The following is an 18,448-nucleotide window of genomic DNA, read 5'->3' on the forward strand; positions in this document are numbered from 1 at the left end:
TCTCCCGATTAGATCGGAACCGTGCGTTTTCTGCCAGGGCCTGTTCGGTGAATCTCCGTCACGCGTGCAGCGCCTTCGCCTTGACCTTTCCGGTGCTGGTGCGGGGCAGTTCGTCGACGAAGTGGACGTCCCGGGGCACCTTGTAGCGCGCGAGGTGCTCCTTGACGTACGCCTTGAGGTCGTCGGCGCCGATGTCGGCGCCGGGCGCCCGCACCACGTACGCGGCGAGGCGCTGCCCGAACTCGGCGTCGTCCACCCCGGTCACCGACGCGTCCGCGACGTCCGGGTGCCCGCCGAGCAGCGCCTCGACCTCGCCGGGGAACACGTTCTCCCCGCCCGAGACGATCATGTCGTCGGCGCGCCCGTCGACGAACAGCCGTCCCGCGTCGTCGAAGTGGCCGAGGTCGCCGGTGCTCGTCAGGCCGTCCCGCTCCTCCTTGCCGCCGCCCCCGGTGTAGCCGGCGAACCGCAGCCCGCCGCCGACGAAGATCTCGCCGGGCTCGCCGGGCGGCAGCTCGCGCCCGTCCTCGCCGAGGATCCGGATCGTCAGCCGCAGCGACGGGCGCCCGACCGTGCCGGGCGCCGCCCGCAGGTCGTCCGGGGTCGCGATCGTCGCCCAGCCGATCTCGGTCGCCCCGTACACGTTGACGAGGACGTCGCCGAACCGGTCCATGAACGCGTCCGACACGTGCGGGTGCAGCGCCGAACCGCCGCACACGACCACCCGCAGCGACGGCGTGGGGACGTCCGGGGCGTCCAGGATGCGCTGGAGCATGACCGGGACGGCCACGAGCGCCTCCGCCTCCGTGTCCGCGATGAGCCGCAGCGCCTTCGCGGCGTCGAAGCGGCGCGACAGCACCAGCGGCATGCCCATGCCGAGCCCGACCGTCGAGTACGCGAACCCGAGCAGGTGGAACAGCGGGGGAGTGATCACGATCGGGGCGCCCGACCGGACCGGGACGCGCATCAGGTGTGTCAGCGCGGCCGGGATCAGCGCCGCGACCGACATCTCGTGCCGCGCGCCCTTCGGGGTGCCGGTGGTCCCGGACGTCATGATGATCACGTTGCTGGTCCGCGCGGGCTTCAGCGGCTCGGCGCCGGTCTGCTCGACCAGCGCGTCGATCGTCTCGAGGGCGGGCGCGTCCGTCCAGCCGAGGATCCGCGCGCCGCCGAACCTGGCGTCGTCCACGACCGGCCCGAACTCCTCGTCGTGGACGAGCAGCCCGACGCCCTCGCGCCCGGCGACGTCCGCGAGCTGCTTCGCGGAGAAGTCGGTGTTCAGGAGGACCACGTCGGTGCCGAGCCTGGTCGCCGCGAGCACCGCCTCGACGAACCCCCGGTGGTTGCGGCACAGGATTCCGATGCGGTCGTCGTCCCGCACCCGGTCGCGCAGCGCCGTGGCGAGCGCCGCCGCCCGTCCCTCCAGCTCCGCGTAGGTGAGCGTGCCGCGCTCGTCCACGATGGCCGTCCGGTCGGGCCACCGCAGCGCCGACATCGCCCCGATCGTCGCCGGGACGGGTCCGTAGCGCAGGTAGGCCAGCGGCATCCGGACCGCCCGGTCCGGACGGACCGGGCGCAGCGCGCCGACGTCCCGGACCGCGCGCGCCGCCCGTACTCCCTGGCTCGCGAACGAACGCACCCGCTCGAGCACCGAAATCTCTCCTTTGTCGGGATGGTCGCCATACCCATTAGACGAGATGTTCAACGGCGCGCAAAGGCTAGGGTGGCGTCGATGCCAGCGAACACCGAACCCGTCACCCCGGACGACCTCGACGCCGCCGTCCGGACCGCCCTCGACGCCCTCCGCGCGGCGCCGTCCTCCGCCTGGGACGGCGACCCCGCCTCGCTCGACTGGACCCGCTGGGAGACCGTCGAGCACATGTGCAACGCGCTCACGCTGTACGCCATGAACCTGGCGCCCGCGCAGCCGCCCATGGACGGCAACGTGCCGTTCGCGCGCGAAGGCCGCAGGCCCGCCGCGCCCTCCACCATCCTCCGCGCCGACACCGCCGCGGGACCGGACGGCCTCCTGCAGGTCTTCGAGGCGTGCAGCGCACTGCTCGTCGCGAAGGTGCGCGTCACACCGCCGCACGTCCGCGCGTACCACGTGTACGGCGCGTCCGACCCCGAGGGCTTCGCGGCGATGGGCGTCGTGGAGACGCTCGTCCACACCCACGACCTGATCGAGGGCCTGGACATCCCGTACGACCCGCCCGCCGACGTGTGCGCCCGCACGCTGGCCCGCCTGTTCCCCGACGCCCCGCGCGACACGCCCCCGTGGCGGACGCTCCTCTGGGCGACCGGCCGCGCCGACCTCCCCGGCCACCCCCGCGTCACCGAATGGCGCTGGTACGGCACCCCCCGATGACGACCGCCCACGAGCCCGCGTACGAGCCCGCGCATACGGACGGCTTCGCGGGCCTCGCCGAGTACGTCCGGGCCTTCGAGGCCGAGGGATACCGCGTCGATCAGGTCGTCCAGCCGGTGTGCGGCGAGTGCGGCCACCGCGCGTTCGAGGTGCGCCTGGACGACGATGAAGGCGTCGTCCGGCGCACCTGCGCCCGGTGCCGGACGTCGGCGTACATCGCCGACGGGGCCGACTACCTGGACGAGGCCGAACTGTACATGTGCGAGTGCCCGGGCTGCGGCGAGGCCGAGTTCGAGATCGCCGTCGGCTTCTCGCTGCACCCCGACCGCGAGGTCCGCTGGATCAGCATCGGCCTCCGCTGCACCACCGACGGCCTGACCGGCGTCTACGCCGACTGGAAGATCAACTACGGCCCGTCCGCCCACCTCCCCGAGACCTGCTGACCCGCCCACCGCGGGCGCGCGGACTCGCCCGTCCGGCACACGGCCGGCGCGACGGTCAGCGGAGGTAGTGGAAGGTGGGGTTCGGGTGCATCAGGAAGTCGTGGTGGGAGATGTTCCACGCGTAGGCGCCGGCCATCGCGAAGGCGACGATGTCGCCCGGGGTCAGGGGCGGGACGGGGACATCGCTCGCGAAGACGTCCTTCGGGGTGCAGAGCTGGCCCACGAGCGTCGCGCGGGTGGCCGGGGCGTCCTGCGAGGTCAGGACGTCGAAGGGCTGGTCGTGGCCCTTGGTGACGGGGGTTCGCAGGTGGTGGGTGCCGCCGCGCAGGACGGCGTAGGTCTCGCCGCGCGTCGTCTTCACGTCGAGGACGTCCGTGACGTACCAGCCGTGGTAGGCGGTGAGGGCGCGGCCGGGCTCGACACGGAGGCGGTGGCCGGGCGGGAGGCCCGCGCCGTAGGTCTCCCAGTCGAAGCGGGCGCCGGGGGCGGCGTAGTCGACGGCCATGCCGCCGCCGACGTTGATCTCCGGGTCGTCCACGCCGTGCTCCTTGAGGAACGGCACCGCCCAGTCGACGATCCGGGTCGCGAGGTCGATCATCGCGGGGGCGTCCAGGCCGGAGGCGAGATGGGCGTGGACGCCGCGCAGCGTGAGGTTCGTCGAGCGGATGCGGCGGGCGCACTCGGCGAGCGCGTCCTCGTCCATGCCGAAGGGGCCGCTCATGCGGAGGGCGGCGTCCGTCGTGTGGATCGGGAGGTTCGCCCGCAGCAGGACGTCCGCCGATCCGAGCATGGCGAGGCGGGACAGTTCGCGGGGGCTCTCCACGTGGACGCGGTCCACGCCGAGGCGGAGCGCGAGGGCCAGTTCGTCGTCGGTCTTCCCCGGGCCGCCGAACGCGAGGGGGGTGTGCGGGAGCGTCTCCCGGACGTGCGTCAGCTCGCCGCCCGACGCGACTTCGATGCCGTCCACGTGGGGTGCGACGGCGCGGAGGATCTCCGCGTCCGGGTTCGCCTTCGCGGCGTAGTAGAGCTCGGTGGGGCCGAGCGCCGCGCGGACGGACGCGACGTGTCCGGCCAGCCCGCGCAGGTCGTAGACGTACGCGGGGAGGGTGCCGGGGACGTCGTCGAGTTTCACAGGGGCCTCGCCAGCGGGTTGGGTGCGGGGACGTAGGTGGCGCCGCGATCGGCGGTGCGGGACCAGCGGGCGCGCAGGTTCGCCTTCGCGGGCAGCGGCACCCCGGCGAGGAGCGCGCGGACCTGCGGGTGGTGGTCGTGCGCGGCGAAGTGGCGCCGGGCGGCGGACCACAGGTCGATGCCCGGGTGCAGGTCGGCGACGGCGGCGGCGATCTCGGTGAGGTGGTTGATCAGCAGGCAGTAGACGACCCGGTTCCAGCCCCGGTCGGGCGCGTAGGTGATGCTCTCGGCGACGCGGGGCGGGAGGTGGGAGAGGTCCCGGCGGCCCTGGACGAGCTTGGTGCCCTCAAGGTCGCGGAACGCGGCGCGGACCGGCGTCCCGTCGGCGTCGACGCAGATCAAGACGTTCTGCAGGTGGGGTTCCAGGACGATCCCGTGCTCCAGGTACGCGCGGAGGACGGGCGGCGCCACCTCGGCCACGTAGGCGTCCCACCAGGCGAGGGCGCCCTCGGGGGTCGACAGGGCGGGGAAGGAGCGCAGGAGGGTGCCGTAGGGGTCGGCCAGGGCGCCCGCGAGCAGCGGTGTACCGGGTAGGTGCTTCACGCCTTGGCGGAGGATCACGCCCAAGCCTTCGTACAGGCGGCGGTCCGCGAGCGTGACGGTGCGGTAGGCGGGTTCCGTCAGGAGGGTCACGCCCATGGACGCGAACACCGGGGCCAGGAGGTCGTTCAGTGCGACCGCGCCCGAGAGTTCGTACCAGGCGTTCTTGCGCACGCAGTTGGTGATGCGCACGTCGAGACTGAACTTGCAGAAGACGTCTGCGTCCGGAAGGTAAACGGTCCGGACGGACGAGGTCGGGACGGCTTCCGTGTCGGACGGCCCCAGGTCGGTGAGCAGTCCGGTCTGGAAGGCGCGGTGCAGGCGGTCGGCGAGCAGGGTGAGCTGCCACGGGTGCGCGGGGATCAGGCGGCGGCCGGGGCCCGGGGGCGGGCCGTGCTTCTCCAGCGTCGCGAACGCGTCCGGGTCGCCCTCCTCGGCGACGAGTTCCTCGGGGACGGCGAGCCAGTGCGGCCGGAAGCGCGCGCGGGCCTCCGGCGCGTACTTGAGCCAGTCGCCGGGTGCGCCCTGCCGCGCCTTGGGGGACGGGTGGAAACGGTGCCCGGCGACGAGCGACTGTTCGGACGCGATGTACCGGTCGTCCCGCGCGGCGGAGTCCTCGCGCGCCTCGATGATCGCGGCGAGGGCGGTGCGGCTGTCGTCCACCTGGGCGAGGAACTCGGGGTTCGCACGCCCGGTCGCGAGTTCGAGCTCGCCGGCGACGAGGTCGGCGAGCCGGTGCCACGGCGCGGGCGTCCAGGCGTCGCCGCGCCGCTCCTCGTAGGGCGGTTCGAGCCGGTAGGTGGGGCCGGCGGGCGGCCGGGCCAGCCGGGTGCGCAGGACGACGCCCACCCGCGGCAGCCGGACGACGAGGTGCCGGCCGTCCGCGCGGACCTGCTGCTCGGGCGCGCACACCTCCCGGATCAGGCAGTTCAGCAGTGCCGTCGCGGTGGCGTCGTCGGCCGAGAGGGCGGGGTCGGTCAGCAGCACGTGGTGTCCCGTAGATAGTTGGGCCCGGCCGGGCCGTAGTGCTTGTTGATGTCGGCGGAGCCGGTCCTGGCCTTGGCGACGAGGGTTCCGGCGGTGACCATGGCCTTGCCCGGCAGCGCGGCGGCGTCGAGGGTGCGCGAGCGCAGGAACGCGTCGCCGGGTCCGAGCGCCGCGGCGAGCCGGTCGCGGACGAGCGCGCGTCCCGTCCGCCAGGGGAGCAGGCCCCGCTCGGCGAGGCCGACGGCGGGCGCCGCCGCGCACAGGTGCAGCGTGATCGTGACGAAGACGCGGGCGAGGGCGTCCGGGTCGCCGGTCGTCATGCGGCGGTCGATGAGGTCGCGCGGGTCGGCGTCCGGGACCGGCGGGAGGCGCTCGCGGAGCCGGGCCGGGTCGATGAGCGCGCCGTCGTTGTCCTTGAGCAGGAGGCGCAGCGGGCCGTCCCCCAAGACGAGCGACACGTTCTGCTGGTGCGCTTCGAGGGCGATGCCGTAGCGGAACAGGGTGACGTTCCAGGAGAAGAGGGCGTCGAGGTAGGAGGCGAAGAGGGATTCGACGTCCCAGCGTTCGATGACGTGGCCGTGTTCGGGTGCTTCGGCAAGTAACGCCGCGACGGGAACGACGTGCGCGCGCGCCGTCTCGGGCGGGAATCGCCTGACGAGGTAGCCCAGCAGCGGGTTCTGCGCGTGCCCGTACGTCTGCTCGTCCGCCAGCAGGACGGGCAGGGACGGTTCGCGGTCGAGGACGCGCCGCAGGATCCGTTCGACGAGCGCGCCGTCCGGCAGCGTGCCCGGCACGATCGTGCGGCGGTTGCGCAGCCCGAGCGTGCTCGTCGGCAGCGGCACCTTCACGTGCTCGAGCGGCGCCGCGGCGACCGTCCGCATCGACAGCGTCGGCCCGACCCGCAGGTACGGGTCCGGTGCGAGGACGGCGCCGGGCCGCTCGCGGACGTGCGGGACGGCGAGCGGGTGCACGGGGAACAGCGCGCCGCCGGGCGGCAGCCCGACGTCGGACGGCGCGGGCCACCACGGCGGCGGGTCGCCCGCGAGGACCGCGCCGCGGACGGACGCCCACCGCAGCGGGAACACGGGACCGAACTCGGGCGCGTACCGGCTCAGGTCGGCCGGGCTCAGGCCCGCCCGGCCGAGGCCCGCCGGATGCACCGGGTGCCCGTTGTACGCGGCGAGGGTCTCGTAGAACGTGCCCGGCCCGGTGCGCAGGTCGTCCGGGATGCGGGCGAGGCGCCGGTACACGGCGGGGCGCGCGTCGAGGTGCAGCTTGGCGGCGGCCAGGGCGTCCCGGCATTCGCGCTCGAACGCGGTGACGTCGTCCGTGGGATCGGCGAGGACCCGAACGGCGCGGAAGACGTCCTCCAGGTTCAGGCCCTGCGCCGGGTCCACTTCGACGTCCGACAGGAACGCGGGGCACGCCTTCACCAGCCGTACGGGACGACCCGGCAGCCGCAGGGTCTCCTCCCGGACGAGCCCCCGCAGGCCCGCGTAGTCCTCCCGCAGCAGGGCGTCCAGGACGCGCGCGGCGAGCGGCCCCTCGATGTCGGTGGGGGCGGCGGTGCGGGCGGAGCGGGCGGGGTCGGCGGGGCCGGTGGCGGGGGAGTCCATGGACGCAGCGTCGCCCTCGGTCACGCGATCGTCCACTCGCGGGCGGCGCGGAAGCGGGCGAGGGCCGCCCGGACGCCGTCCGGGTCCGGCCCGATCGCGCGCACGGTGCCCAGGTAGTCCCGGTTCGTACGGGTGAGGGCGATCGTGTCGCCGACGGTGCGCTGCGGCCGGTACGCGAGCCGCACGCCGCCGTCGTCCAGCTCGACGGGTCCGGGCGCGGCGGTCAGCCGGCCGGCGCGGTCGGCGATGACCGGCTCGGCGACGGCGTGCCCGCGCGGGCGCGGGACGGCCGGGGCCAGGCGTTCCCCGAGGTGCACCCGCAGGATCTGCTCGTGCAGGGGGACGCCCAGCAGGTCGGCGAGCAGGAAGTCGCAGTGGTCGCCGATCAGCCGGTAGTTCACCTCGATGATCCGCGCCCGGCCCGCGTGGACGACGAACTCGGTGTGGCACGCGCCGAACCCCGCGCCGAGCGCCTCCAGCTGCGCGAGGACCTGCGGCGTCTCCGGCGGGGGAGGCGCCCATTCGAGACGCTCCTCGACGAAGTGCGGCGGCGGGGACACGTCCGTGCGGAACGACCCGAGCACCCGCACCTCGTGCCCGTCCCCGAGGGTCTCCAGGGTGTGCAGCGTCCCGGGCAGGTACTCCTCGGCGACGAGCGGGTCAGCGCGGCGCGCGCCGATCTCCGCGACGCGGGCCCGCAGCTCGTCCGCGTCCCGCACCAGGAAGACGTCCTCGCTGGCGACGCCCTCGCGCGGCTTGACGACCAGCGGGTACGGCGCGTCCGGCGGGACGGCGCGGGCGTCCGCGGAGAAGACGGGGTCGAGGCGCGCGAGGTGGCGGCGGGCCAGCGCCTTGTTCTTCGCCCGCGCGGCCGCCCGCCAGTCCTTGCCGGGCAGCCCGAAGTACGCGGCGGCCAGGGCGGCCGGTGCCTGGAGGAAGTCGCTGTTGGAGAAGATCCCGGCGGGCCTCCCGCGCGCGGCGGTCCCGTCGATCCGGTCGATCCGGTCGATCCGGTCGATGACGTCGCGGAAGTCGGAGACGTCGCACTCGACGACCGCGCGGACCGGCGGCGGGACGTCCGCGTGCTCGGCGGGGCGGTCGGTGAGCAGGACCACGTCCAGCCCCAGGCGCGCGGCGGCGGGCAGGAACCCGTGCGTCACCGAGTCGGTCGCCTTGCCGGCGACCAGGTAGAGGGAGGCGGCCACGAGGGGCCCTTTCCAGTGAGGTAAGCCTTGCCTAACTCTAGATCGCCAACCATAGTGGCGGCGCGACACCCCCCGGGCAAGAACGATGGCACCGCGTGTCTCCCACCGTCCCCTGATCCGCCAAGATGAAGACATGGATCTCATCGAGCGGTGGGTCGCGCTGGCCGGGCCCCACACCCGCCACATCGGCGCCGAGCTCGACGCCCGCTACGGCGAGCCGCACCGCCGGTACCACACGCGCGAGCACCTCGCCGCCGTCCTCGACCTCGTCGAGGAACTCGCCGACCACGCCGCGTCCCCCGACGTCGTGCGGCTCGCCGCCTGGTTCCACGACGCCGTCTACGACCCCGAGCGCGCCGACAACGAGGAGCGCAGCGCCCGCCTCGCCGACCGCATGCTCACCGACACCGACCTGTCCCCGGACGACGTCGCGCAGGTCGTCCGGCTCGTCGAGCTGACCGCCGCGCACGCGCCCGGCCCCGGCGACCGCGACGGCCAGGTGCTGTGCGACGCCGACCTCGCGATCCTCGGCGCCGAACCCGACGCGTACGCCGCCTACGCCGCCGCCGTCCGCGAGGAGTACGCGTTCGTCCCCGACGAGCTCTACCGGGCCGGACGCGCGCAGGTGCTCGGCTCCCTGCTCGCGCTGCCGTCCCTGTTCAACACGCCACCGGCCCGCGCGCGCTTCGAGATGACCGCCCGGCACAACATCCAGACGGAACTGGCCCTACTGAACACCTGACGCATCGGCCACGGCCGTGCGCGCGCGCAGCGACTCCCGCACGACCTTCCGGCGCCGCAGCCCCGCACGCGTCAGACGCGACAGCAACTCCTGGCAACCCACCGGTACCGCCCCCTGCGCGACCGCCGCCTGGTACAACTCGGACGGGACGTCGTAGTGGTCGCGGTCGAACGCGCGCGGCGGCATCCCGAGTTCCTCGGCGAACGCGTGCAACTCCGCGTACGACACGTCGCTGACCATGTGCGACCACACCCGGCCGCGCGCCGGCCACAGCGGCGGATCGATGAGGATCAAGAGGCCCTCCCGTGGGCGAGTGCGGCGATCCCGTACTGTGCACGACAGTACGACGACATGCAAAGGGGCATGGGAAGTGAACGACGCAGTCGAGAACATCGACGTTGTCGGATACATCCGCGGCGAGCGCGACCGGTTCGTCGCGGACCTGAAGGAATGGCTGGCGATCCCCTCCGTCTCCGGCGACCCCGCCCACGCCGGCGACGTCCGCCGGTCCGCCGCCTGGCTCGCCGACCACCTGCGCGGCCAGGGCTGGCCCACCGTCGAGATCTGGGACACGCCCGGACTGCCCGCCGTGTTCGCCGAATGGCCCGCCGCCGACCCGGACGCACCGTCCGTCGTCGTCTACGGGCACCACGACGTCCAGCCCGTCGAACCCCTCGGCGAATGGGACACCGACCCGTTCGCCCCCGTCGAGGACGGCGACCGCCTGATCGGGCGCGGCGCGTCCGACGACAAGGGCCAGGTGTTCTTCCACACCCTCGGGCTCCGCGCCCTGCTCGCCGCGACCGGCGCGCAGGCCCCGCCCGTCACCGTGAAGCTGCTGGTCGAGGGCGAGGAGGAGTCCGGCTCCCTGCACTTCGCCGACCTGCTGCGCGCCCGCCGCGACCGGCTCGCCTGCGACGCGATCGTCATCAGCGACACGACGATGTGGGCCGCCGACGTCCCGTCCATGTGCACCGGCATGCGCGGGCTCACCGAGGCCGAGGTCACCCTCCGCGGCCCCGCCACCGACCTGCACTCCGGCTCGTTCGGCGGCGCCGTCCCGAACCCGCTGCACGCGATGGCGGCGCTCCTCGCCGGCCTGCACGACGCCGACGGGCGCGTCACCCTCCCCGGCTTCTACGACGACGTCGTCCCGCTCACCGCCGACGAGCGCGCCCTGTTCGCGAAACTCCCGTTCGACGAGGCCGAATGGCTCCGCACCGCCGGGAACAGCCGCGCCCCGCACGGCGAGAAGGGCTACACGACCCTCGAACGGATCTGGGCGCGCCCCACCGCCGAGATCAACGGCATGTGGGGCGGGCACACCGGCGCCGGCGGCAAGACGATCGTCCCCCGCGACGCGCACGCCAAGATCTCGTTCCGCCTCGTCGCCGGCCAGGACCCCGGCAAGGTGCAGGAGTCGTTCCGCGCCTGGGTCGCCGAGCGCACCCCGCCCGGCGTCGAGGCCGAGGTCCGGATCCCCGGCGGCGGCGTCCGGCCCTGCTTCTCGCCGATCGACTCGCCCGGCGTGCTCGCCGCCCGCCGCGCCATGGAGCGCGCCTTCGGCCGCGAGGTGCTGTTCACCCGCGAGGGCGGCAGCGGCCCCGAAGCCGACCTCGCCGACGTCCTCGACGCGCCGCTGATCTTCGTCGCGGTCGGGCTGGACGACGACCGCATCCACGCGCCGAACGAGAAGGTCGAGATCCCGCTGCTGCTCAAGGGCGCCGAGACCGCCGCGCACCTGTGGGAAGAACTCGCCGCCGCCCTGCGCTGACACGCCCGCGGCGACACGAACTGGGGGGAGACACATGACGGTGACCGACGGCCCGCTCGAATGGCTGGCGCTCGCGCGCGGCACCCTGGACCGGGCCGCCGAGCGGCGCGGCGACGACGCCTGGCTCGCCGCGGCCTGGGACGACCCGCGCACCCGCGTGCTGCCGGTCCACGAGGGCCGGGCCCCGGTCGTCCACGAGCCCGCGCCCGCGCTCGTCTTCGTCCCGCCCGCCCAGGCCCCCGCCGGCGACCGCCTCTTCCTCGGCGTCGACGCCGACGGCACCGCCTACTTCGCGGTCGCCGGAGACGTCGCCGTCGAGGGCGCCGAACGCGCCGGCCTGCGCCGCGTCGGCGCGGTCCTCGGCGACCGCGACTCCGGGCTGCTCACCCACGCCGTCGCGCTCGCGCACTGGCACGCCACGCACCGGTTCTGCCCCCGCTGCGGCGCCGAGACCCGCGTGACGCAGGGCGGGCACGTCCGGGTCTGCCCCCGGGACGGCGCCCAGCAGTTCCCGCGCGTCGACCCGGCGGTGATCATGCTCGTCACCGATCCGGACGACCGCGTCCTGCTCGCCCGCGGGCCCCAGTGGCCCGCCGACCGCCGCTCGATCCTCGCCGGGTTCGTCGAACCCGGCGAGTCCCTCGAACAGGCCGTCGCCCGCGAGGTCCACGAGGAGGTCGGCCTGCACGTCCGGGACGTCCGCTACCTGGGCAGCCAGCCGTGGCCGATGCCGCAGAGCCTCATGCTCGGCTTCACCGCCGTGACCGACGAGACCGCGCTGCGCCCCGACCCGGAGGAGATCCTGGACGCCGCCTGGTACACCCGCGACGACCTGCGCGCCGCGCTCGACGCGGGCGACATCGTCGCGCCCGGCCCCCTGTCCATCGCCGCCCAGCTCATCATGCGCTGGTACGGCGGCGACCTCCCCAAGATGCCCCCGTTCTGAACGGGCTCCCTCCACGCCGACGGCCCGCCGCGTGGGCGCGGCGGGCCGTCGGGGAGCGGTGGGATCAGGCGTCGGCGGCGAGTTCCGCCAGGTGGCGCTTGACTTCCTTCGCGCTGGGGTTCGTCAGGACGATGTCGGTGCCCCCGATGACGACGGTCGGCACGGTCTGATTCCCGCCGTTCACGCTCATCACGAACTCGGCGGCCTTCGGGTCGCGCTCGATGTCGATCTCGACCATCTCGATCCCGTCCCGGGCGAGCTGGCTCTTGAGGCGCCGGCAGAAGCCGCACCAGGTCGTCGTGTACATGGTGAGCTGCCCGGCGGGCACCTCGGCCCGGTCGGCGGTGGGCGTCGCCATCGGTGCGTCGTCCTCCCTCGTCGTTCGTACGGTCGCGCGTGATCGCGCGTACGGAAGAACACTAGATGCCCGATTCGCATTCCGTGCGGACATCGGTCGTCCACAATTCGTGAGGCGGGCCGACCCGGTCGGTGACTGCTGCGAACATGGGGGGATGTCGTTGGAGTCGGTGCTGGAGGGACTCGATCCCGAGCAGCGGGCCGTCGCGGAGGCGGTACGGGGGCCGGTGTGCGTCCTGGCGGGGGCCGGGACGGGCAAGACGCGGGCGATCACGCACCGCATCGCGTACGCGGTGCGGACCGGGGTGGTGGCGCCGCAGCGGGTGCTGGCCGTGACGTTCACCACCCGCGCGGCGGGGGAGCTGCGCGGGCGGCTGCGGGCGCTCGGCGCGCCGGGCGTCCAGGCCCGCACGTTCCACGCGGCGGCGCTGCGGCAGCTCACCTACTTCTGGCCGCGCGTGGTCGGGGGCGAGCCGCCGAAGATCCTGGAGTCCAAGATCCGGGTGGTCGCGGACGCGGCGCGCGAGATCGGCGTGTCGCTGGGCGGCGGCGAGCTACGGGACGTCGCGGGCGAGATCGAGTGGGCGAAGGTCACGCAGAACCGCCCCGAGGACTACGCGGCGGCGGCCGCGCGGGCGGCGCGGCGGCCGTCCGTCGAGATCGCCGACGTGGCCCGGACGTACGCGATGTACGAGGAGCTGCGGCGGCAGCGCAACCTGCTCGACTTCGAGGGGATGCTCGAGCTGACCGCCGCCGTGCTGACCGAGCACCACGAGGTCGCCAGGCAGGTCCGCGACCAGTACCGGTACTTCGTCGTCGACGAGTTCCAGGACGTCAACCCGCTGCAGAAGATGCTGCTCGACACCTGGCTCGGCGACCGCGACGACATCTGCGTCGTCGGCGACCCCAACCAGACGATCTACTCGTTCACCGGCGCGAGCGCCGCCCACCTGCTGAACTTCACCGCCGACCACCCCGGCGCGAAGGTCGTCCGGCTCGTCCGCGACTACCGGTCGACGCCGCAGGTGGTGGGGCTGGCGAACGGGCTGCTGGGGCGGGCGCCCGCGTCCGGGCACGCGCTGGAGCTGGTGGCGCAGCGCCCGGACGGGCCCGCGCCGGTGTTCAACGAGTACGACGACGAGATCGCCGAGGCCGACGACACCGCGCGGCGCGTCCGCAAACTCGTCGACGAGGGCGTCCCCGCGCGCGAGATCGCGATCCTGTTCCGGACGAACGCGCAGTCGGAGACGTACGAGTCGGCGCTCGCCGCCGCGAACGTCCCGTACGTCCTGCGGGGCGCGGAACGGTTCTTCGAACGGCCCGAGGTGCGCGAGGCGGTCGTGCGGCTGCGGGGCGCGGCCCGCGCGGGCGCCGACGCCGAGACCGACGGCACCGGGCTGATCCGGACGGTGCGGCACGTGCTGTCGGGCGCGGGGTTCTCCGACCGTCCACCCGAAGGGGCCGGGGTGGCGCGCGCGCGGTGGGAGTCGCTCGCCGCGCTGGCGCAGCTCGCCGAGGACATGGCCGCCGACGATCCACAGGCGGGCCTGCCCGAGTTCGTCGCCGAACTGGAGGAGCGCGCCGCCGCGCAGCACGCGCCGCCGCTGGAGGGCGTCACGCTCGCGTCGCTGCACGCCGCGAAGGGCCTGGAGTGGGACGCGGTGTTCCTCGTGGGGCTCGTCGAGGGCACCGTCCCGATCATCTACGCCAAGACGCCCGCCCAGGTGGAGGAGGAGCGCCGGCTGCTCTACGTGGGCGTCACCCGGGCGCGCGTCCACCTGCACCTGTCGTGGGCGCTGTCGCGGTCGCCGGGCGGGGCGCAGGCGCGGCGCCCGTCCCGGTTCCTGGACGGCCTCACCGGCAAGACCGCGACGCACGTCCCGGCCCGTCTCGACCGGTCGGTGAAGCGGCGTCCGGCGAAGGGGCCGCAGCCGTGCCGGGTGTGCGGACGTCCGCTGACCGCGGCCGTCGAGCGCAAGCTGGGCCGCTGCGAGGACTGCCCGGCCGAGCTGAACGAGGAGCTGCTCATCGCCCTCAAGGACTGGCGCGCCGGGGTGTCGGCCGAGCAGCGGATCCCCGCGTACGTCGTGTTCACCGACGCCACCCTGCAGGCGATCGCCGAGCACCGGCCCGAGTCGCGGGAGGAGCTCGCCCGGATCCCGGGTGTGGGGAAGGTCAAGCTCGACCGCTACGGCGACGCCGTCCTCGGCCTCTGCGGCGTCTGAGCGGGCCTTTCGGGACGCCCGGGGGCGGGCCCGCCCGGGGTGAGAGGCCGGTCACACGGCCGGATGGGGGAGACTGGCGGGCGTGAAGGAGACTCTGAAGGCTCTGCTGGACCTGCTGGACCTCGAGCAGATCGAGAACGACATCTTCCGCGGCCGCACGGCGGACGAGCGGCGGCAACGCGTCTTCGGAGGGCAGGTCGCCGGGCAGGCGCTCGTCGCCGCCGGCCGCACCGTCCCGGTCAACCGCCCCGTGCACTCGCTGCACGCCTACTTCCTGCGGCCGGGCGACCCGCTCGTCCCGATCGTCTACACGGTCGACCGGGTGCGCGACGGCCGGTCCTTCACCACGCGCCGCGTCACGGCCGTCCAGCACGGCAAGGCGATCTTCACGCTGTCCGCGTCGTTCCAGATCGTCGAGGACGGCCCGGCGCACCAGGCGCCGATGCCGGACGCGCCCGACCCGGAGACCCTCCCCGACTCCCTCACCCGGCTGACGCCCCTGTTCGGACGGCGCGGCGCCGAGGAGTTCGTGAACCGGCGGCCCATCGACATCCGGCACGCCACCCCGCTGACCTGGGAGGCGGCCAAGGACCCGGCGCTGGCCACGCCGGAGTCGAAGGTGTGGCTGAAGGTCGACGGGGAGCTCCCGGACGACCCGCTGCTGCACGTGTGCCTGATGACGTACGCGTCCGACATGACGCTCCTCGACACCGTCCTGCTCAACCACGGTCTCGCGTGGGGCGACAAGCGGACGATGGGCGCCAGCCTCGACCACGCGATGTGGTTCCACCGCCCGTTCCGCGCGGACGACTGGCTGCTCTACTACCAGGACACCCCGTTCGCCGGGGGCGCGCGCGGGCTCGCCCGGGGGCAGGTGTTCACCCGTTCCGGGGAGCTGGTGGTGTCGGTGATGCAGGAGGGGCTCGTCCGCGTTTCGGACTGATCGTCCCGCAGGGCTCTCCCGAGAGGTTCGACGCCGTCCGAACGGCTCGGGTTCCCCTTGATCGCGGTGAAGTGACCCACAAAACCGCAGGTCAAAAATATCTTGCTCGATTTGCCGATGTCCCCGTAGTCTCGTACGCGAGCAATCAGGCGGCCGCCTGGTGGATCTTGATCCGCCCGGTCCGGCCCGAGGAGCCAGAGAGGTGGTGTGCAGTCCGGTGATTTTCACGATGTTCTCGAACATGCCGTCCCGGAATGCCGCATGCCCCGGCTCCTCGACCGCCTATTCCCCGGTGTCCGCCGACGTCCCGCGCAAGTTCAGACTGCGCGGCGCGTCCGCCGGCACCGGCGGTCATGAGCCGATCAGCGGATCAATCCTCGGCAACGAGGCGATCCCTGCCGTCCGGCTTCGCGCCGAGCTCGGCGAGCAGCCGCGTGACCTGCGCGATCTCTGTGATCTGCGCGGCGTCCGTCGTGCGCAGCGATTCCAGGACGAGCAGGGGTGGAGTGTCTCCGAACACCTTCTCGGAGACGTGACCATCCAGGCTTCGGCCACGGCCCGCAAGGGCGCCACCCTGATGGGCGGCGTGTCGGGTCCGTACCCCTGGAGGCGACCGGTCTAGCAAGACACCGGCAAGCCCCCAGGCCGCGGATCCAGACACCGGATCCGCGGCCTTCTCTTTTGCCCAGACAACCCACCGACACGCCCGTTGAGATCCAACGAGAGGAACAAGGGTGACTGTGATGCAGGGGGCTCTCGCAGTGAGCGAGGAGGACCTCACGCTTCCGTGCCGGACCGACCCGGAGCTGTTCTTCGCCGAGGACCCCGCCGACGTCGAGCTCGCCAAGGCGCTGTGCCAGGAGTGCCCCGTCCGCAAGCAGTGCCTCGCCGGGGCGCTCGAGCGGAAGGAGCCCTGGGGCGTCTGGGGCGGTGAACTGTTCGTCCGCGGCGTGATCGTGCCCCGCAAGCGGCCCCGCGGCCGCCCGCGCAAGCACCCGCGCCCGGAGGACGTGACCGTCTGAGGGACGGACGGCGGCAGCCGCTCACACGAGCATCGGCGCGGCGACCGCGGGTGATGTGCCCGGGGTCGCTCACCGGACCCGACCGCCGGCGGAGGGCGCGTTTCCGAATCGATACGCGCCCTCCGCCGCCGAATGGAAACACAAAGGCCCCAAAGGGGAAATAACACCCGGGAAGGCATTTCACTCCCGGGAGGACGAGATGACGACGATGACCGAAGGACTCGGCACCGAGCCCGAGCCGGCGACCGCGATCGCCGCCGACGACCTGGCCGTCCGGGTGCGCGCCCTGCGCCGCGCCCGCCGGGACGCGCAGATCCGCGCGTCCCGCGTCCGCCGCGTCCTGCTCGCCCCGACGGCGGCACCCGACCCCTACGCGAGCCCGCGCGGCCGTCCACGGAGGCACGGCCGGGCCTGACCCGGGGTCCGCGAGGTCGCAGGCGGCCGCGCGTCCGCGCCCTGTTCCGGGCGCGAGAGCGGAGCGCCTCCCGGCGGACCCGCCAGGAGGCGTCCGGCCCCCCACTGCCGGACGCCACCGAGAAGGGCCCCGCACGCCGTGTCGGCGTGCGGGGCCCTTCGCACGTTCCTCGGCCGGGCCGCCTAGGGCCGGGCCTTGCCATGCGCACTCAGCCGGTGACGAGTTCCCCGTCCTCGTCGTCGGCGAAGCCGGGGATCCACTTGAGCGACTCGGCGCGGGCCGGGATCTCGCAGTCGAGCTGGCACAGCACGCCCGTGCCCGCCGACAGGACGCGGTGGATGATCACGTACTCGGGCGGGAGGTTGAGCTGCCGGACGACGTTCGTCGGGCGCAGGTCGGTGACGCGGGCGGCCTGCTCGCGCAGCCACTCCCGGTTGAACCGGAACGTCTCGGTGACGAACGGCTCGGTGATCGGCGCGAGGAAGCCCTGCAGCGACTCGGCGTCGATGTCGACGCCCTCGCGGATGAAGTCCTCGCGGCGCAGCGCCTCCTCGACCTCGTCGATGTCGGCCATCGTGCCGATGCGCAGCAGGAGGCCGAGGCGCTGCTGGAACCCGCCCGGGATGTGGTCGACGGCGCCGAAGTCCATGACGCCGAGGCGCCCGTCCTCGAGCAGGCGGAAGTTGCCCGGGTGCGGGTCGCCGTGCAGGAGCTCGGACCGCTTCGGGCCCGACAGGAGGAACCGGCAGTACAGGAGCGCGGCGTGGTTCCGGGTCTCCTGGTCGCCCTCGCTGATGATCTGCGAGAGCGGGGTGCCGTCGATCCACTCGGTGACCAGGACGTCGCCGGACTGGGCGATCACCTCGGGGATGTAGAAGTCGGGGTCGTCGAGGTAGGCCTCGCGGATGATCGTCTGCGACTCGGCCTCGATCTCGTAGTCGAGCTCCTCGGCGACGCGCTCCTTCAGCTCCGCGAGCATCGTCTTGACGTCGAGGCCGGGCATCAGCACGCCGAACAGCCGGCCGACACGGGCGAGCTGGTTGAAGTCGCTGATCAGGGCCTTGCCGGCGCCGGGGTACTGCACCTTGACGGCGACCGTGCGGCCGTCGTGCCAGACGGCCTTGTGCACCTGCCCGATGGACGCCGCGGCGGCGGGCTCGTCGTCGAACTCGGCGAACGAGTCGCGCCAGTCGTCCCCGAGCGCCTGGGCGAGGACCTTGTGGACGGCCGAGGCGGGCAGCGGGGGAGCGGCCTCCTGCAGCTTGGTCAGGGTGGCGCGGTACGGGCCGGCGATCTCCGGCGGCAGCGCCGCCTCGAAGATCGACAGCATCTGGCCGAGCTTCATCGCTCCGCCCTTGAGTTCACCGAGCACCTTGAACAGCTGCTCGGCGGTGCGCGTCTGGATCTCCATCGCGACGACCTCGGCGGGCCGCCCGAAGGTCCGCTTCCCCACGCCCAGGGCGGTACGCCCCGCGAAGCCGAGGGGGAGGGACGCCAGCTTTGCTGACCGCGTCACCGCGCGGCGGGGAAGATCGCTCACCCGGCCATTCTCCGCGATCGGCCGCCGTTTCCGCCACAGTGCCGGATGAACAATCGACATGGCCGGAAACGGCGCACTCGCATGACCAGGGGAAATGTGGTAAGTGTGCGCTTTCTCACGCGTCCTCGCGCCCC

At 73.6% G+C, this 18,448-nt stretch carries 18 protein-coding genes; 10 read left to right on the forward strand and 8 right to left on the reverse strand.

Going from position 1 to position 18,448, the window contains the following annotated elements:
* Positions 1–58: 58 nt before the first annotated feature.
* On the reverse strand, positions 59–1,651 hold the full coding sequence (locus tag AB0L25_RS32420; protein ID WP_500176557.1) for an AMP-binding protein: 1,593 nt from the start codon (positions 1,649–1,651) through the stop codon (positions 59–61).
* 81 nt (positions 1,652–1,732) lie between these two features.
* Here AB0L25_RS32420 and AB0L25_RS32425 point away from each other — a divergent pair, with 81 nt between their 5' ends.
* A complete protein-coding gene (locus AB0L25_RS32425; protein WP_500176558.1) occupies positions 1,733–2,368 on the forward strand; it encodes a maleylpyruvate isomerase N-terminal domain-containing protein in 636 nt (211 codons plus the stop codon).
* A complete protein-coding gene (locus AB0L25_RS32430; protein WP_500176559.1) occupies positions 2,365–2,811 on the forward strand; it encodes a hypothetical protein in 447 nt (148 codons plus the stop codon). Before AB0L25_RS32425 ends, AB0L25_RS32430 begins: the two co-directional genes overlap by 4 nt.
* A 55-nt stretch (positions 2,812–2,866) precedes the next feature.
* Here the strand turns inward: AB0L25_RS32430 and AB0L25_RS32435 are convergent, their stop codons facing one another.
* From AB0L25_RS32435 to AB0L25_RS32450, 4 genes are read right to left on the reverse strand one after another with little or no spacing between them, the layout of a single operon-like run.
* Positions 2,867–3,943, reverse strand: a complete 1,077-nt coding sequence (locus AB0L25_RS32435; RefSeq protein WP_500176560.1) for an alanine racemase — start codon at positions 3,941–3,943, stop codon at positions 2,867–2,869.
* On the reverse strand, positions 3,940–5,529 hold the full coding sequence (locus tag AB0L25_RS32440; protein WP_500176561.1) for an IucA/IucC family protein: 1,590 nt from the start codon (positions 5,527–5,529) through the stop codon (positions 3,940–3,942). The genes AB0L25_RS32435 and AB0L25_RS32440 overlap by 4 nt, the downstream gene beginning before the upstream one ends.
* A complete protein-coding gene (locus AB0L25_RS32445; RefSeq protein WP_500176562.1) occupies positions 5,520–7,145 on the reverse strand; it encodes an IucA/IucC family protein in 1,626 nt (541 codons plus the stop codon). The genes AB0L25_RS32440 and AB0L25_RS32445 overlap by 10 nt, the downstream gene beginning before the upstream one ends.
* A gap of 20 nt (positions 7,146–7,165) precedes the next feature.
* Complete coding sequence (locus AB0L25_RS32450; RefSeq protein ID WP_500176563.1) at positions 7,166–8,350, reverse strand: ATP-grasp domain-containing protein; 1,185 nt, start codon at positions 8,348–8,350, stop codon at positions 7,166–7,168.
* A 133-nt stretch (positions 8,351–8,483) separates the two neighbouring features.
* On the opposite strand from AB0L25_RS32450, the gene AB0L25_RS32455 reads away from it, so the two are divergent.
* Positions 8,484–9,092: an HD domain-containing protein gene (locus tag AB0L25_RS32455; RefSeq protein WP_500176564.1), complete on the forward strand. Its 609-nt coding sequence runs from the start codon at positions 8,484–8,486 to the stop codon at positions 9,090–9,092.
* On the opposite strand, the gene AB0L25_RS32460 is transcribed toward AB0L25_RS32455, so the two are convergent.
* Positions 9,078–9,386 (reverse strand): DUF4031 domain-containing protein, encoded by a 309-nt coding sequence (locus tag AB0L25_RS32460; protein ID WP_500176565.1) that lies wholly within the window; start codon positions 9,384–9,386, stop codon positions 9,078–9,080. The two genes, AB0L25_RS32455 and AB0L25_RS32460, sit on opposite strands and share 15 nt — an antisense overlap.
* Before the next feature lie 97 nt (positions 9,387–9,483).
* Between AB0L25_RS32460 and AB0L25_RS32465 the strand changes: the two genes are divergently transcribed.
* Positions 9,484–10,866, forward strand: coding sequence for a dipeptidase (locus AB0L25_RS32465; protein ID WP_500176600.1), 1,383 nt, complete (start codon positions 9,484–9,486; stop codon positions 10,864–10,866).
* A gap of 34 nt (positions 10,867–10,900) precedes the next feature.
* A complete protein-coding gene (gene nudC / locus AB0L25_RS32470; RefSeq protein WP_500176567.1) occupies positions 10,901–11,812 on the forward strand; it encodes an NAD(+) diphosphatase in 912 nt (303 codons plus the stop codon).
* Between the two features lie 64 nt (positions 11,813–11,876).
* On the opposite strand, the gene AB0L25_RS32475 is transcribed toward nudC, so the two are convergent.
* A complete protein-coding gene (locus tag AB0L25_RS32475) occupies positions 11,877–12,170 on the reverse strand; it encodes a mycoredoxin (RefSeq protein WP_500176568.1) in 294 nt (97 codons plus the stop codon).
* Between the two features lie 154 nt (positions 12,171–12,324).
* Between AB0L25_RS32475 and AB0L25_RS32480 the strand changes: the two genes are divergently transcribed.
* From AB0L25_RS32480 to AB0L25_RS32500, 5 genes are all read left to right on the forward strand, one after another.
* Positions 12,325–14,394, forward strand: coding sequence for an ATP-dependent DNA helicase UvrD2 (locus tag AB0L25_RS32480; protein WP_500176569.1), 2,070 nt, complete (start codon positions 12,325–12,327; stop codon positions 14,392–14,394).
* 82 nt (positions 14,395–14,476) lie between these two features.
* Positions 14,477–15,337 carry an acyl-CoA thioesterase II gene (gene tesB, locus AB0L25_RS32485; protein WP_500176570.1) on the forward strand — a complete coding sequence of 287 codons (861 nt, stop codon included), beginning with the start codon at positions 14,477–14,479 and terminating at the stop codon, positions 15,335–15,337.
* Positions 15,338–15,554: 217 nt separating this feature from the next.
* Positions 15,555–15,959 carry a hypothetical protein gene (locus AB0L25_RS32490; RefSeq protein WP_500176571.1) on the forward strand — a complete coding sequence of 135 codons (405 nt, stop codon included), beginning with the start codon at positions 15,555–15,557 and terminating at the stop codon, positions 15,957–15,959.
* A 121-nt stretch (positions 15,960–16,080) separates the two neighbouring features.
* The gene (locus AB0L25_RS32495) at positions 16,081–16,359 is read left to right on the forward strand and encodes a WhiB family transcriptional regulator (RefSeq protein ID WP_051300364.1); all 279 of its coding nucleotides are present in this window, start codon (positions 16,081–16,083) and stop codon (positions 16,357–16,359) included.
* A 199-nt stretch (positions 16,360–16,558) separates the two neighbouring features.
* Positions 16,559–16,774, forward strand: a complete 216-nt coding sequence (locus tag AB0L25_RS32500) for a hypothetical protein (RefSeq protein WP_500176572.1) — start codon at positions 16,559–16,561, stop codon at positions 16,772–16,774.
* 208 nt (positions 16,775–16,982) lie between these two features.
* Here the strand turns inward: AB0L25_RS32500 and AB0L25_RS32505 are convergent, their stop codons facing one another.
* Entirely contained in the window at positions 16,983–18,314 is a 1,332-nt protein-coding gene (locus AB0L25_RS32505; protein WP_500176573.1) for an ABC1 kinase family protein, read from the reverse strand.
* Positions 18,315–18,448 lie beyond the last annotated feature (134 nt).

Origin of the sequence: Spirillospora sp. NPDC052242 (assembly GCF_040679555.1) — a bacterium.
Lineage (GTDB): Bacteria > Actinomycetota > Actinomycetes > Streptosporangiales > Streptosporangiaceae > Spirillospora.

What these genes read in the sequence shown, in the direction of transcription:
- AB0L25_RS32425 (WP_500176558.1), top strand. Translation starts at nt 1,733, where the DNA reads ATGCCAGCGAACACCGAACCCGTCACCCCGGACGACCTCGACGCCGCC.
- AB0L25_RS32430 (WP_500176559.1), top strand. Translation starts at nt 2,365, where the DNA reads ATGACGACCGCCCACGAGCCCGCGTACGAGCCCGCGCATACGGACGGC.
- AB0L25_RS32445 (WP_500176562.1), bottom strand. Translation starts at nt 7,145, where the DNA reads ATGGACTCCCCCGCCACCGGCCCCGCCGACCCCGCCCGCTCCGCCCGC.
- AB0L25_RS32455 (WP_500176564.1), top strand. Translation starts at nt 8,484, where the DNA reads ATGGATCTCATCGAGCGGTGGGTCGCGCTGGCCGGGCCCCACACCCGC.
- nudC (WP_500176567.1), top strand. Translation starts at nt 10,901, where the DNA reads ATGACGGTGACCGACGGCCCGCTCGAATGGCTGGCGCTCGCGCGCGGC.
- AB0L25_RS32475 (WP_500176568.1), bottom strand. Translation starts at nt 12,170, where the DNA reads ATGGCGACGCCCACCGCCGACCGGGCCGAGGTGCCCGCCGGGCAGCTC.
- AB0L25_RS32480 (WP_500176569.1), top strand. Translation starts at nt 12,325, where the DNA reads ATGTCGTTGGAGTCGGTGCTGGAGGGACTCGATCCCGAGCAGCGGGCC.
- AB0L25_RS32495 (WP_051300364.1), top strand. Translation starts at nt 16,081, where the DNA reads ATGCAGGGGGCTCTCGCAGTGAGCGAGGAGGACCTCACGCTTCCGTGC.
- AB0L25_RS32500 (WP_500176572.1), top strand. Translation starts at nt 16,559, where the DNA reads ATGACGACGATGACCGAAGGACTCGGCACCGAGCCCGAGCCGGCGACC.